This window comes from Parasaccharibacter sp. TMW 2.1884 (assembly GCF_023337695.1).
Classification (GTDB): Bacteria; Pseudomonadota; Alphaproteobacteria; order Acetobacterales; family Acetobacteraceae; genus Bombella; species Bombella apis.
This window is the reverse complement of record NZ_QORR01000001.1, coordinates 799,052-813,581: the sequence shown is the minus strand read 5'-3', so window position 1 is coordinate 813,581 and position 14,530 is coordinate 799,052. Positions and strand designations below refer to the sequence as shown.

Annotated in this window: 12 protein-coding genes and 2 tRNA genes; 11 read left to right on the top strand and 3 right to left on the bottom strand. The window is 59.5% G+C overall.

Features of this window, described 5'->3' with window-relative positions; translation table 11 throughout:
- The gene (locus tag DTI93_RS03620; protein WP_081563230.1) at positions 1-447 is read left to right on the top strand and encodes an SUF system Fe-S cluster assembly protein; all 447 of its coding nucleotides are present in this window, start codon (positions 1-3) and stop codon (positions 445-447) included.
- 45 nt (positions 448-492) lie between these two features.
- Positions 493-849, top strand: a complete 357-nt coding sequence (locus DTI93_RS03615; protein ID WP_043561127.1) for an iron-sulfur cluster assembly accessory protein — start codon at positions 493-495, stop codon at positions 847-849.
- A gap of 39 nt (positions 850-888) precedes the next feature.
- On the opposite strand, the gene DTI93_RS03610 is transcribed toward DTI93_RS03615, so the two are convergent.
- The 3 genes from DTI93_RS03610 to DTI93_RS03600 all read right to left on the bottom strand — a co-directional run bounded on the left by DTI93_RS03610 (position 889) and on the right by DTI93_RS03600 (position 5,105).
- A complete protein-coding gene (locus tag DTI93_RS03610) occupies positions 889-2,187 on the bottom strand; it encodes a class I SAM-dependent RNA methyltransferase (RefSeq protein ID WP_249079669.1) in 1,299 nt (432 codons plus the stop codon).
- On the bottom strand, positions 2,184-4,175 hold the full coding sequence (locus DTI93_RS03605) for a DEAD/DEAH box helicase (RefSeq protein WP_249079746.1): 1,992 nt from the start codon (positions 4,173-4,175) through the stop codon (positions 2,184-2,186). The genes DTI93_RS03610 and DTI93_RS03605 overlap by 4 nt, the downstream gene beginning before the upstream one ends.
- Before the next feature lie 486 nt (positions 4,176-4,661).
- Positions 4,662-5,105, bottom strand: a complete 444-nt coding sequence (locus DTI93_RS03600) for a hypothetical protein (RefSeq protein ID WP_043559900.1) — start codon at positions 5,103-5,105, stop codon at positions 4,662-4,664.
- Between the two features lie 60 nt (positions 5,106-5,165).
- Between DTI93_RS03600 and DTI93_RS03595 the strand changes: the two genes are divergently transcribed.
- The 9 genes from DTI93_RS03595 (at position 5,166) to DTI93_RS03555 (ending at position 14,520) form a co-directional block, all read left to right on the top strand.
- Entirely contained in the window at positions 5,166-6,644 is a 1,479-nt protein-coding gene (locus tag DTI93_RS03595; RefSeq protein ID WP_249079667.1) for an NAD(P)H-hydrate dehydratase, read from the top strand.
- A 146-nt stretch (positions 6,645-6,790) separates the two neighbouring features.
- A tRNA-Leu gene (locus tag DTI93_RS03590) sits at positions 6,791-6,875 on the top strand.
- A 67-nt stretch (positions 6,876-6,942) separates the two neighbouring features.
- On the top strand, positions 6,943-8,271 hold the full coding sequence (gene tig, locus DTI93_RS03585; protein WP_043559902.1) for a trigger factor: 1,329 nt from the start codon (positions 6,943-6,945) through the stop codon (positions 8,269-8,271).
- A gap of 149 nt (positions 8,272-8,420) precedes the next feature.
- Positions 8,421-9,062: an ATP-dependent Clp protease proteolytic subunit gene (locus tag DTI93_RS03580; protein ID WP_043559905.1), complete on the top strand. Its 642-nt coding sequence runs from the start codon at positions 8,421-8,423 to the stop codon at positions 9,060-9,062.
- 69 nt (positions 9,063-9,131) lie between these two features.
- The gene (clpX, locus tag DTI93_RS03575) at positions 9,132-10,394 is read left to right on the top strand and encodes an ATP-dependent Clp protease ATP-binding subunit ClpX (protein WP_043559908.1); all 1,263 of its coding nucleotides are present in this window, start codon (positions 9,132-9,134) and stop codon (positions 10,392-10,394) included.
- Between the two features lie 171 nt (positions 10,395-10,565).
- A complete protein-coding gene (lon, locus tag DTI93_RS03570) occupies positions 10,566-13,169 on the top strand; it encodes an endopeptidase La (RefSeq protein ID WP_249079665.1) in 2,604 nt (867 codons plus the stop codon).
- A gap of 126 nt (positions 13,170-13,295) precedes the next feature.
- The gene (locus DTI93_RS03565; protein WP_043559910.1) at positions 13,296-13,583 is read left to right on the top strand and encodes an HU family DNA-binding protein; all 288 of its coding nucleotides are present in this window, start codon (positions 13,296-13,298) and stop codon (positions 13,581-13,583) included.
- 92 nt (positions 13,584-13,675) lie between these two features.
- A tRNA-Val gene (locus tag DTI93_RS03560) sits at positions 13,676-13,750 on the top strand.
- Between the two features lie 20 nt (positions 13,751-13,770).
- A complete protein-coding gene (locus tag DTI93_RS03555) occupies positions 13,771-14,520 on the top strand; it encodes a biotin--[acetyl-CoA-carboxylase] ligase (RefSeq protein WP_249079663.1) in 750 nt (249 codons plus the stop codon).
- Positions 14,521-14,530: the final 10 nt, after the last annotated feature.

Here is a 14,530-nt window from a genome sequence, read left to right as displayed (position 1 = left end):
ATGACAGAAACAGACGAGCTGAAGAGCAGAGATGAGGCGGTTTCTTCCGCTGTGGAAGAGAACGTTCCCGCCGGGCCGTCTGTTCCGACACGGGAGCAGGCCTATGCGGGGCAGGAGGAGCTTGTTCCTCCCCCCGTGGACGCGCCGCCACAGCAGGATGAGGTCATCGCCGCCATCGAGACCGTCTTTGACCCGGAGATTCCGGTCAACGTCTACGAGCTGGGGCTGATTTACGCCATCGACCTGCATGATGACGGGCGTGTGGATATTGAAATGTCCCTCACGGCCCCGAACTGCCCGAGTGCGCAGGAGCTGCCCCAGATGGTGCGCTATGCCGTGCTGTCCGTTCCGACCGTGCGGGAAGTGACCGTCAAGGTGGTCTGGGATCCGCCGTGGGACATGAGCCGGATGAGCGACAATGCCCGTCTTGCCCTGAACATGTTCTGATCCTGAATGAACACGCTGGAAACTGAAGATCGGGAGGGTACCCTCATGACAGATACTGCCCCCAAACGCAGCCTGCCACCCCTGATGACCATGACAGACCGGGCCGCCGCCCGCCTGAAGACCCTGTATGAGGGAGCCGAGAAGGGAAAGTTCCTGCGCATCAGCGTGGGCAAGCGTGGCTGTTCCGGCATGTCTTACGAGATGAATTTCGTGCCGGAAGTCCAGAAAGGGGATGAGCGGATCGAGGATCATGGGCTGACCCTGCTGGTGGACAGCAAGGCGACGCTCTTCCTGATCGGCACGGTCATGGATTATGAGGTGAAGGAGCTGGAATCAGGATTCACCTTCACCAACCCCAATGAGAAGGGCCGCTGTGGCTGCGGGGAGAGTTTCCACGTCTGATGGTGGAAGCAGGCGCGACGTGATGAAGCGGGAGGGAGGTTATCCCTTCCGCTTTTTTTCGGCTTTGCGGATGCGTTTCGGATCTCTGGAAAGAACCAGCACGGTCTCGACATCCGTGGACCAGAGAAACTGGTCGATCACGCTCCATGACAGCACGGCAAAACCGGCCTGCTTCAGGGCGGGGAGTTCTTTTTCCAGCGCAGCTGGATTGCAGCTGACATAGACCACATCCTGCACTTTGGAGCGCAGAAGGGAGGCCAGTTGCTTGCCTGAGCCAGCATAGGGCGGGTCCAGCACGACAACACGGGCCTGATTCAGTTCAGGCGGCAGGAGGGGCTGGCGATTCAGGTCCCGCTCGGAGCCTTCTGCACGGCTGCCGTGGGTAGCGGCACGGAGGGAGGCGATAGCCGCCCTGTCGCCCTCATAGGCCTGCACGAAACCGTGCTGGGCCAGCGGGAAGGTCAGGGTTCCGCATCCAGCATACAGCTCGATGATCCGGTCCTTCCGGTTCAGCGGCGGCAGACCGGCAAGAACGGCTTCACGGATGGCCTGCTCACCTTCCTGACTGGCCTGAAGAAAACTGGCTGGTGGGGGTGAGACCCTGACACCGCCAAAATGATGGAAGACCGGCCCCGTCTGTGCAGCCGTTTCCATCACCCTGCCGGGAGCCGGACGCCATGTGATGCGTGGAATCCCATGGTCTCGTGCAAAAGCGGCCAGTTTTTCCCTGTCAGAACCACTCAGGGGAGCGGGTGTCTCCAGCGTCAGGTCCGGGCCGCTGTCCAGAAGGTTGATGGCCAGATTGCCACGCCCTGTCAGGGCACCAAGGGAGGAGAGGCACTCACGGAGTGGAGGAAGCAGCTTCAGCAGTTCCGGGCGGATGAGGGGACATTCCGTCATGTCCACCGGGTCACCACCCCGTTGATGCAGCCCGAGAATGATGCCCCCCGGTACCCTTTGCAGGGCTACGTCCAGCCGCTGGCGGCTGTGAGGGGGCGTCTGGTACAGGGCAGGTTCTGGCAGGTCCGTAAAGCCGCTTCTGTTCAGGGCACGCTGGACCTGATCCTTTTTCCACTCCAGCAGGGCGGTCTGGTCCATGTGCTGGAGGGCACAGCCGCCGCAGAGGTCGGACAGGGAGCAGGGCGCTTCTACCCGATGGGGGGATGTGCTTTCCCGCTCCAGAAGTTCCGCTTCGCCGTCATGGAATCGCAGATGCAGTTGCTCGCCCGGCAGGGTTCCGGGAATGTACCAGGCCCGCCCCTCATGGCGCACCATCCCGTCTCCCGAACGGCCGAGCTGTTCGACAGTGGCGTGAATCTGCGTGGACGTTTCCATCATGAGTCGGACGGATCACGTGGTTCCGGCAGGAAGCTGACCTTCATGAAAGCAGGTACATTCTCGCCAAAGCCATCCTGCATCCCGTTCTTTTCCGGTACGGGCGGCAGCAGTTCGGCTCGGCCGGACCGCTTGTGGTCATGCTTGCGGGCTTCCGGCAGAGGATCACGCTCCGGCTGCTTCTTGCGGGCCGGACGGTCTTCCTGCTTCGGTTCGGCAGTTTTCCTGTTTCTGCCATTCCGCTGCTGACCCTTGCTCTCATCCTTGGCGGAGGCAGGGGAGGCATCCTCCTCTCCACGCCATTCAAGATGGCGGAAGCCTTTTACAGTCAGCGGCTCGATCGTCTTGCCTGTCAGGCTCTCGACGGCCTCGAGCAGCTTCTGCTCATCAGGTGTGGCCAGACTGTAGGCCTTGCCTTCCTTGCCGGCACGGCCCGTGCGGCCAATACGGTGGACGTAATCTTCCGCATTGAAAGGCAGGTCATAGTTGAAGACATGGGACAGCCCGCCAATGTCAATGCCACGGGCTGCCACGTCGGAGCAGACGAGAATCTGGAGATCACCTGTGCGGAAGCGCTCAAGGGTTTCGAAACGCAGGTCCTGCGTCAGGTCGCCATGCAGGTGGCCGACAGAGAATTTCTGCCGTGTCAGATGGCGTTCCAGTGTGTCCACGTCACGCTTGCGGTTGCAGAAGATGATGGCGTTCTGCACGTCATCCTGCCGCAGCAGGGCGCAGAGGGCACGGCTCTTGTCCTTCTTCTCCACGACCAGCAGGCCCTCGGTAATGGTGCTGGCAACGGAGGACTGGCGGGCGACGGTGATTTCCTTGGGACTGTTCAGGAAATTGTCGGCCAGACGGCGGATCTCTGGAGCCATGGTGGCGGAGAAGAAAAGGGTCTGGCGCCGTCTGGGCAGCAGGCTCACGATGCGCTCAATATCGGGAATGAAGCCCATGTCCAGCATACGGTCGGCCTCATCAATGACGAGAAGGTCAGTCTGCGTCATCAGCAGTCCGCCCCGTTCGAACATGTCGAGCAGCCGCCCCGGGGTGGCGATGAGGACGTCCACGCCACGGTTGAGCAGTTCCTTTTGCTCGTTCATCTTGCCGCCACCGATCAGCAGAGCGTGGGTGAGGCGCAGATGCGCCCCGTACTGCTTGAAGTTCTCGGCAACCTGGAGGGCAAGCTCACGGGTGGGTTCCAGAATGAGCGAACGGGGCATCCTGGCCCGGGCTCGGGATTTGGAGAGCTTCTCCAGCATCGGCAGGGTGAAGGAGGCCGTCTTGCCGGTGCCAGTCTGCGCCACGCCAAGGACGTCACGCCCGGTCAGAATCTCTGGCACGGCCTGTGCCTGGATGGGCGTGGGATGAGTATAGCCCATTTCCTCCACGGCCCGGAGGATCGGTTCGGAAAGACCAAGATCGCTGAAGAGGATACGGCTTTCCGAGCCGGTCTCGGTGGGTGTTTCCTCAGCTGGTTTTTCTGCCTGCGGCTCAGCCGTTTCTGCTTCAGCCTTCTTCGCTCTTTTCCGGCGAGGCTTGGCTGGTGTGGCGGATGCCTTGTCTTCCGTTCCGGCTGGTGCGGCGCTGCCTGCCGTGGTTTCGACCGTTTCTTCAGCAGCTTTCCGACGGGTGGAAGGGCGGCGTGTTGGAGGGGTAGCCGACTCTTCGTGGTCGTCCACGGTTTCCGTGGCCGGTGTGGCTTCGGCCGTCTTTTTGCGGCGTGTGCGAGGCGTTGCCGGTTTTTTTTCCGGGACGTCGGCTTTGGCAGTTTCTGTTTCGGCTGTTTTTCTGGTGCGGGTAGTCGCCCTGCGTTTGCGTGCGGGGGGAGCTTCCTCACTCCCGGTATCTGCTGTGGGGTCTGCCGGGGCAGATGCTTCCTCAGCAGTGGCAGCCTTGCGGCGGGTGCGCTTTACCGTTTTCTTTGCCGGAGTGGAGGCGCTGCTTTCTGTCGCCTCATCTGGGGAGGGAGCATCTTCTGGCGTGGGTTTCACGCTGCGGCGGCGCGTCGTGCGCTTGGGTTTCTCGGCAGGCTCCGCAGCCTCAGCAGCCGGGGCTGTCTCATCAGCAACCGTGGCGGCTGGAGTCGTGGCTTTCTTCCTAGTACCGGCTGTCGTGCTGCGGCGTCGTGTGGCTGGCTTGCGGGCGGCAGTGGTGGTGTCATCCTGCACAGTATCGTCCGCTGGCTGTTCCGTCCCGGTTTCTGTCCCGGTGCGGGGTGTCTTCGTGCGGGGAGTGGACGTTTTCCGCACGCGGCTGGTGCTGCTGCGGGTCTTGGACGGACCAGAGGATGGTTTACTGCTCAAATGACTCTCGGAATGTTTCTGTTACAGGGCAGGCTGCCCGGCAGCCTGTCGGGCAGATGAAAGGCAACCGGAGAGGAAGGGTATCAGCCTCTCCGGTTCGTTAATATCCGTTATCGTCAAATGCCGTTTTTGGCAAGGTAATAGGCGGTCGCTCACAGTGAAGAGAGCTGGATGTCAGGCGCCGCCACCAAGAGCACCGGCGATGATGGCGATGATGCCTGCCAGCGCCATGAGGGCTGCCCGCCGATGCAGGGAGCTGAAAAGCTGCGGCTGAGGGCGGATGGCACGCCGTGCTGCCCGCAGTGGGCCGAAAAGCATGCTCAGGAAAATGACGATCATCACCAGCCCGCAGAAGGCCATGAGGTGGAACGGCCAAGGCAGATAGGCGCCTGCATGGATGATGAGGGCGATTCCGCTGAGGACAGCCACAGGGACGACGTGGCAGAGCGCCTTGAGATAACGGCCATAGGTCTGAAGCAGAACCGTGTTGGCCTGCTGTGCTTCCAGCAGGCGGACGCTGCGGCGGGACTGGAGGCAGAAGATGGCGCCACCGACCCAGTAGGTGATGCAGAGGAGATGCAGGGCGAGGATGAGCCCCCAGAGAATGGAACTGGTCATGGTCAATCCGTAACGTGTAACTGAGTGATTGGCCACGTCTTATAGAGGGAAGATTCCATTATGTCCTGTTTTCCGTATCAGGAAGCCCTGTCGCAGGCTCTTCTGGCTCCTGAGGATACACGGCGGATGGATCATGCCATGGCATCGACTCTGCCTGTAATCATGGAGAGAGCTGGCATGATGGCTGCCCGGGCTGTCTGCCAGCATGTCCGGCCCTGCCGGGCTCTGGTGGCCTGTGGGCCAGGGAACAATGGGGGCGATGGCTATGTGCTGGCCCGTCATCTGGCTGAGCGTGGCTGGCCTGTGTCCGTGGCGGTGCTGCATCCGCCTGAGCCTGGCAGTCTGGCTGACAGGATGGCAAAGCGCTGGCATGGGCCGGTAGTGGCTTTCACGCAGGAAGAGGCCCGACGGGCTGATCTGGTGATTGATGCCGTATTCGGTGCTGGCATGAACCGGTCCCTGCCGGAATGTGTCGAAGATTTCTTTGCTGCGGCACGGCAGATCATTGCCATTGACGTTCCATCTGGTCTGGACGGTGCTACAGGGGCGTGTTCGGGGCGTGTGGCAGCCTGCCGGATGACCATTGCCCTGATCCGCAAAAGGCCGGGCCATCTGCTGGAACCGGGGCGGTCGCTCTGTGGTGAGGTTGTCTGCGTCGATCTGGCGGCGCCTGCCGCTGCCATGATTCAGATGGAGAGTGTCCGGCTGTGGGAGAATGCACCGGGTTTATGGCGGCTCCCGGCGCAGAGGCCTGGGGACCACAAATACAGACGGGGCGTGGTAAGCATCTGTGGTGGTGCTGCCATGCACGGTGCCGCCTTGTTTGCGTTCGAGGCAGCCCGGCATGTCGGTGCCGGGCTTGTCCGCCTTACGGTGCCAGCCGAGGCTGCCACGCTGTACCGACTCGCTTCACCGGCTGCTATTGTGGATGCACAGCCCATGGAGCAGGCGCTGGAGGATGAGCGCCGGCACGTCTGGGTCTGTGGCCCCGGCCTGTGTCTGGAGGAGGTGGAGCGGACACTGCCATGCCTTCAGAAGTCTGGTCGAACAATCGTGGCTGATGCCGGTGCGCTGTCATGGGCGGCCGGGCACCCCGAGCGACTGAAGGGGGTTTCCGTCATGACGCCGCACATGGGTGAGTTTTCCCGCCTTTTCGGGCAGGTGGAGGGGAGCCGTCTGGAGGCCGCACGGCGCGCTGCAGCCCGGTTGGGTGTCGTGGTTGTTCTGAAGGGAGCTGATACGGTCATTGCGGCTCCGGATGGCCGTTTGTCCATCAACGTCCACGCCACGCCAGCTCTGGCCATTGCCGGGGCAGGGGATGTGCTGAGTGGGCTTGTCGGGGCCTTTCTCGCCGCAGGGCTGCCCGCCTGGGAGGCTGCTGCGGCGGCTGTCTGGGTTCATGGTGAGGCAGGACGGCGTGCTGCCCGCAGGAAAGCAGGCTGGATCGTACCGGAAGACCTTTTTGGAGAGCTGGGGGCGGCCCGGCATGCGGCTTCCAAGAGGCCTGAAGGGGACAGTGTGTGCGTGAGGGCAGAATAACAGGACCGCCCATGGCAGAAATGACATCTTTGCAAAGAGAAACCCTTGCCGATGCCTGTCTCATGCGCTAAATCCGCAGACTGATGAAGGGTCCGTGCCTGCCTGTCAGGGGGTGCGGATGCTGGAGAACAGGTCGTATGGTTCATGCGGGCGTGGTGAAATTGGTAGACACGCCAGATTTAGGTTCTGGTGGCGCAAGCTGTGGGGGTTCAAGTCCCTCCGCCCGCACCAAGGCAGTCTCCTCCTGAGTACAACAATGTCGATGATCCCCTTGTCATAGAGAAGGAATAGCGGTTTCATGCAGGTTACGCCCACACTCACCGAAGGCCTGAAGCGGTCCTTCACCGTAGTTATTCCCGCTGCTGACCTGCAGGGCCGTTGCGATGCCCGTCTGGCTGAAGTGGCTCGTGATGTGAAGCTTCCCGGCTTCCGCCCGGGCAAGGTTCCGGCCTCCGTCGTCAAGCAGCGCTTTGGTGAATCCGTCCAGGCGGAAGTGACGGAAAAGCTGGTGCAGGAGAGCGTGAAGTCCCTGCTGGAAGAGCGTGACATCCGCCCGGCCATGCAGCCGAAGGTTGAGATCGTTTCTGGTGGAACTGAGGGCAAGCCCTTCGAATTCACGTTGGAGATGGAAATCCTGCCAGAAATCCCGACCCCGGACATGGCAGGCACGAAGCTGACCCGCTACAGTGCCAAAGTTGCTGATGAGGTTGTGGACAAGGCTCTGGCCGAGGTTGCCCAGCGCAACCGCAAGTTCGAGACGGTGGATGAGAACCGTCCGGCTGGCAAGGGTGATGTGCTGAACGTCAATTTCGTTGGCAAGAAGGATGGCGTGCCGTTTGATGGTGGCACGGCCGAGGATGTCAATGTCGAGATTGGCGGTGCTGGTTTCATCCCCGGTTTTGCCGAGCAGATGGAAGGCATGAAGCCGGGTGAGGAACGCACGATCACGGTGACCTTCCCGGAGAATTACCAGGCCAAGGAGCTCGCCGGTCAGGAAGCTACATTCGAGATCAAGGCCAATGCGCTGAAGAAGCCGGTCGATCCGACGATTGATGATGAGTTTGCCAAGTCTCTGGGGCTGGAGAGCGTCGAGCAGATGCGCAAGCTGATTGCCGAGCAGGCAGAGGGCGAGTACAAGCAGCTTTCCCGTATGCGCATCAAGCGGGACCTGCTGGACATCCTGTCCGAGAAGGTTGACTTTGAGGCACCGCAGAGCATGGTGGATGCCGAGTTCGGCCAGATCTGGAGCCGTATCGAGGCTGAGCGCAAGAATGGCAGCCTTGATGAGAAGGATGCTGCCAAGGATGAGGAAACCCTGCGGGCCGACTATCGCAGGATTGCCGAGCGCCGTGTGAAGCTGGGTCTGCTTCTGGCCGAGCTTGGCCGCAAGCAGGACATCCAGGTCTCGCAGGAAGAGCTGCTCTCTGCCATGCAGCAGGAGGCTCGCCGTTACCCGGGGCAGGAGCAGGCCGTGTTCGAGTTCTTTACGAAGAATCCTCAGGCCATCGATACCCTGCGCGGGCCAATCCTTGAGGATAAGGTCGTCGATTATCTGATCGAGCTGGCTGAAGTGACCGACAAGGAAGTGACGGCAGAGGAACTGGCCAACATTCCGGATGCTGACTGATTGCTGCATCTGAGGAAGGAAGGGGCAGCAGCCGCTGCCCCTTTTTTTTGCTCTTGGCAGGAAGATTCCTCTGATATTAGTCCATTCTGTGCGAAGACACGGGCAAAGAGGGTGTGCTAGGCTAGGGGGAGTTGTAAAGGAAAATACCTATGGGCATTGAAGACCGTAATCCTCTGGACGTGTTCAATAACACTCTTGTTCCAATGGTGGTGGAGCAGACCTCAAGGGGTGAGCGCTCTTTCGACATCTATTCCCGGCTTTTGCAGGAGCGTATCATTTTTCTGACAGGCCCGGTCTATGACCAGGTCTCGTCTCTGATCTGTGCGCAGCTGCTCTATCTTGAGAGTGTCAGCCCGACCAAGGAAATCTCTTTCTATATCAACAGCCCTGGTGGGGTCGTTTCTGCCGGTCTGGCGATGTACGACACCATGCAGTATATCCGTTCACCGGTCAGCACGGTCTGTATCGGTCAGGCTGCGTCCATGGGGTCACTGCTGTTGGCTGCCGGTGAGGCGGGCCGCCGTTTCTGCCTGCCCAATGCCCGTGTCATGGTCCACCAGCCTTCCGGTGGAGCGCAGGGGCAGGCGTCGGACATCGAAATTCAGGCCCGTGAAATCCTGCATATCCGTCGCCGGCTGAATGAGATCTACCGTGAGCATACAGGGCGTGCGCTGGAGGAAATCGAGGAGGCGCTGGAGCGTGACCGTTATCTCTCTGCTGCGGAGGCCAAGGAGTTCGGGCTGGTGGATGAGGTTGTGACACGTCATCCCGCGGAGAAGAAAAGGGCCTGATCTGATTGTTGAACAGGGCATTCAGGGGTCTGAACATACCCGTCTCCCATACGGGTTTGAGGAGCTGTAATGAGCGGAAAAGATAGCGATTCAAAGAATACGCTTTATTGTTCATTCTGTGGGAAATCCCAGCATGAGGTGAAGAAACTCATTGCCGGGCCAACCGTATTCATCTGTAATGAATGTGTTGAACTGTGCACGGACATCATCCGTGAGGAGCGGAACACAGGCCCTGTGACCAGTGGTGAAGGGGTGCCAACTCCACGGGAAATCTGCCAGATACTCAATGATTATGTCATTGGCCAGAGTGAAGCCAAGAAGGTGCTTTCGGTGGCGGTGCATAATCATTACAAGCGGCTGGAGCAGTCCGAAAAGGCTGGTGATGTCGAGATCGGCAAGGCCAACATCATGCTGATCGGTCCGACGGGAACGGGGAAGACCCTGCTGGCCCAGACACTGGCCCGCATTCTGGACGTTCCCTTCACCATGGCCGATGCCACGACACTGACAGAAGCTGGCTATGTGGGAGAGGATGTTGAGAACATCATCCTCAAGCTGCTTCAGGCCTGTGATTATAATGTTGAACGTGCCCAGCGTGGCATTGTCTATATTGATGAGATCGACAAGATTTCCCGCAAGGCGGAGAATCCGTCCATCACCCGGGATGTCTCTGGTGAAGGCGTGCAGCAGGCTCTGCTGAAGCTGATGGAAGGTACGGTGGCCTCCGTTCCTCCGCAGGGAGGGCGCAAGCATCCGCAGCAGGAGTTCGTGCAGGTCGATACGACCAACATGCTCTTCATCTGTGGCGGGGCCTTTGCCGGGCTGGACAAGGTCATCAGTGCCCGTGGCAAGGGCAGTGGCATTGGTTTTGGGGCGGATGTGCGCTCCGAGGATGACCGCAAGCTGGGAGATATCCTCAAGGATATCGAGCCGGAAGACCTCATGAAATACGGCCTGATTCCGGAATTCATTGGCCGTCTGCCGGTCATCGCCACGCTGAATGACCTTGATGAGGCCGCTCTCGTCCAGATTCTGACAGAGCCGAAAAATGCTCTGGTCAAGCAGTATCAGCGTCTCTTCCAGATGGAAGGGGTGGAGCTGGAGTTTGAGGAAGAGGCCATCAAGGGGATTGCTGCCCGTGCCATCGAGCGGCAGACCGGGGCCCGGGGTCTGCGTTCCATCATGGAAAAAATCCTGATGGAAACGATGTTTGACCTTCCAGGCCGGAAGAATGTCGACAAGGTTGTCGTCACCCGGGATGTGGCGGAAGGCCGTGCAGAGCCTGTCTATGTTCATGGCCAGCAGGCTGAGGAAGAAAAACAGGCGGACTGAAAGAGGCGGATGCTGGCAGATTTCCATCATCTGCCAGCGCTTCGCAGCGCCAGGGGTATTGTCCCTTGTGCCTTGATACCCCACATAGAGATACAGAATGAAAGAGCCCCTTGCCGTGCCACTTTTTCAGGGCGGCGGGGGTTTGATCGTCCGTTATGGAGATCCTGAAGCATGAGTGACGAAAAGAAACCAAAGACAGCCCGCCGCAAGACTGCTGCCAAGGATGCCGACAAGGGTAGCGTCGCCCGGACGCGGCGTACGGCTTCCACGTCTGCTACCCGTAAAGATGGAGAGGCCAAGGCTTCTGCGGCTCCTCGCAGGAAGGCTGCGTCCTCCAAGGCTGAAAGCGGCAAGGCTACAGTGGCCGTTCAGTCGCCCCGGAAGGAAGCGCCTGTCATGCCGGTGCTGCCCCTGCGGAATATTGTCGTCTTCCCACACATGATTGTTCCACTCTTTGTGGGACGTGAGAAATCAATCCATGCTCTGGAGCAGATGCCGGAGGATGTCCGTGAGATCATTCTCGTGTCCCAGAAAGATGTGGGCAAAGATGAGCCGACTGTTGATGATGTGTTCCGCATCGGGACGGTTGCCAGCGTCCTCCAGCTTCTGAAATTGCCCGATGGTACGGTGAAGGTTCTGGTGGAAGGGCTGCGCCGTGTCCGTCTTGTTGGCCTGAAGGAGCAGGATGGCTATTTTCAGAGCTCTGTGGAAGACCTTCCTGATGAGCTGGGTGCCCGTGGTGGGGAACGTGAAGCTCTGGCCCGTTCTGCCGTAAAACGGTTTGAGGATTATGCCCGGCTGAACAAGAAGGTGGCGCCGGAGGTACTGGCCTCGGTCAGCCATCTGGAGGATCCGTCCCGTCTGGCGGATACGATTGCCAGCCACCTCAACCTGCGGATTCCGGAACGGCAGGAGCTGCTGGAAACCCTCTCCGTGGAGGAGAGGCTGGAGCGTGTCTTTGCGGGGATGGAAGCGGAAATAGACGTTCTTCAGGTGGAGAAGCGTATCCGCAGCCGTGTGAAGAAGCAGATGGAGAAAACCCAGCGGGAGTATTATCTGAATGAGCAGATGAAGGCCATTCAGAAAGAACTGGGTGAAGGCGAGGATGGCCGTGACGAACTTGCCGAGATCGAAGAGAAGATCGAAACGCAGGGGCTAAGCCAGGAAGCCAGGGAGAAGGCCCGTGGCGAGCTGAAAAAGCTGCGGAGCATGAGCCCCATGTCTGCCGAGGGCACAGTGGTCCGCAGTTATCTGGACTGGCTGGTCAGCCTGCCATGGAAGAAACGCTCCAAACTGGCAAAATCCCTCCAGAAGGCGGAAGACGTTCTTGAGGCTGATCACTATGGGTTGGAGAAGATCAAGGAACGTGTCCTCGAGTATCTGGCCGTCCAGAGCCGTGCGAAGAAGCTGAAGGGGCCGATCCTCTGTCTGGTTGGCCCTCCGGGTGTTGGCAAGACCTCTCTGGCACGGTCCATCGCCAGGGCGACAGGGCGGAAATATGTCCGCATTTCCCTTGGGGGGATGAAGGATGAATCCGAGATACGTGGTCACAGACGGACCTATATCGGTGCCATGCCGGGCAAGATTGTCCAGGGTATCAAGAAGGCCGGGGTGAGCAATCCACTCTTCCTGCTGGATGAGGTGGACAAGCTGGGGTCGGACTGGCGGGGGGATCCGTCTTCCGCCCTGCTGGAGGTGCTGGACCCGGAACAGAACAACACGTTCGGGGACCATTACCTCGAGGTGGAATATGATCTTTCTGACATCATGTTCATCGCCACGGCCAATTCTCTCGACATGCCCCAGCCGTTGCTGGACCGCATGGAGATCATCCGCCTTTCTGGATATACGGAACAGGAGAAGCTGGAGATCGCCAAGAGGCATCTGCTGGCCAAGCAGGCGAAAGAGCATAATCTGAAGCCTGGTGAATGGCACGTGACAGACGAGGCTCTTCTGGCGCTTATCCGGTCTTATACACGGGAAGCCGGGGTGCGCAGTCTGGAGAGGATGATCGCCCGTCTGGCGCGTAAGGCCGTGCGTGAGATTCTGTCTGGCAAGGTGAAAAAGATCGAGGTGACGCCAGAGACGCTGGAGGTTTATGCCGGTGTCCCACGTTACCGTCATGGTGAGGCTGATCAGGAGGATCAGATCGGTATCGTGACGGGCCTGGCCTGGACACAGGTTGGCGGAGAGATCCTGACCATCGAGAGCCTGACCATGCCGGGCAAGGGCACGATCCGTCATACCGGCAAGCTTGGTGATGTGATGAAGGAGAGCGTGTCTGCGGCTTTCTCCTATGTGAAGTCCCGTGCCGAGACATTCGGTATCGACCCGGCCGTGCTTGAGAAAACGGACATTCACGTGCACCTGCCAGAGGGGGCCGTGCCGAAGGATGGCCCTTCTGCGGGTTCAGCGCTGACCACGTCTCTCGTCAGTGTGCTGACACGCATCCCGGTCCGGCATGATGTTGCCATGACGGGGGAGGTGACCCTGCGTGGCCGTGTTCTGGAGATTGGTGGGTTGAAGGAGAAGCTGCTCGCAGCTCTGCGGGCTGGCATCAAGACGGTTCTCATCCCGGAAATGAATGTCAAGGACCTGGCTGAGATTCCTGAAAATGTGAAAGAAGGGTTACAGATCATTCCCGTCCAGCATATGGATGAAGTGCTGAATATTGCCTTGACAGAGCCGCCGAAGGCTTTGGCAGCGGGGCAGATGGCGGGCAGGAGTGCCAAGAAAGTGAACGGGGAAGGAATTTCTCGCTCAATTCAACATTAAGTAAGGGTATTCTTGGCTTCAGGCTGTTGACGCGGACGAAAACCGCTTCATAGTGCAGGTGTAAATCGCAATATGTGATTCTGGCCTCTTTGCGAGGCTGTCTCACCAAACGTTGAAAGGCTTACCATGGAGAAACCTCTGAACAAGCAGGAACTCATTGCTTCCGTTGCCGAGGCTGCTGATCTTCCCAAGGCGAAGGCTGGTGATGTCGTGGATGCCGTGTTCGGCACCATCGAGAAGACCCTGGCCAAGGGGCAGGAAGTTCGCCTGGTAGGCTTTGGCAGCTTCGTGACAGCCACCCGCAAGGCTGCCAAGGGCCGCAACCCGCGTACGGGTGAAGAGATCGACATTCCGGCTTCCACGTCCGTGCGTTTCAAGCCGGGCAAGGGCCTGAAGGATGCCGTCAGCAAGTAAGCTGGCATCGTGGAAACGGGGAAGATAATTTTCTGAAAAAAAATGAGAATTCCCCGTTGCGCTCCGTGAGGCTTTTGCCTATAAACCGGGGCGGGCAATTAGCTCAGCGGTAGAGCGTCTCGTTTACACCGAGAGGGTCGGCGGTTCGATCCCGTCATTGCCCACCATCTTACATTCAAGTTTTTTTATGACCTGGCGTTTCGAATATCATGAAACGCTGGCATCCACTTCCGATCTCTGTCGGGAACGGGCTGAAGCCGGCGAAGAAGACAGGCTGGCCGTTGTGGCAGAGCGACAGAGCGCAGCCCGGGGAAGCCGGGGGCGTAGCTGGCAGAGTGGCGAGGGAAATCTGGCATTTTCCTTTCTTTTCCGTTTTTCCGAAAATCAGGCCATGCGGGCGGTTCTGCCCTATATGGTGGCTCTGGCCCTTCGTGATGGGCTCGTGGCCGCAGCGGATCTGTCGGGGGAGGCTTCAGCCTCGCTATGGCTGAAATGGCCGAACGATCTTCTGCTTTCAGGCCGGAAAATGGCAGGTATTCTGATTGAAACCGGTTTTCTGGCAGCCGGGGCAAAGGGGCTGCCCTGTTGGGCGGTCATAGGCATGGGGGCCAATCTGCGGCAGGCTCCGATCATGGAAGGCCGGACACTCGCAGCCCTTTCCGAGGTCTGCTCTCCGCCGGATGCCCAGGCCTGCGCCCAGGCCATCGTGCGAGCGTTCGATGGATGGATGGAACGTTGGCAGCGTGAGGGCAACGGTGTGATCTGGGAGAGCTGGATGGAGCGTGCTCATCCTCTGGGTACTCGACTGATCCTTCGAAGACATGGTAGGGAAGTAGCAGGACAATTCGCCGGGCTTGATGCGCAGGGACATCTTCTGCTCGCACTGGACGATGGTGGCATGACCTCGGTCGTGACGGGTGATGTGATCTGTGAGTAAGGGAGGGGAT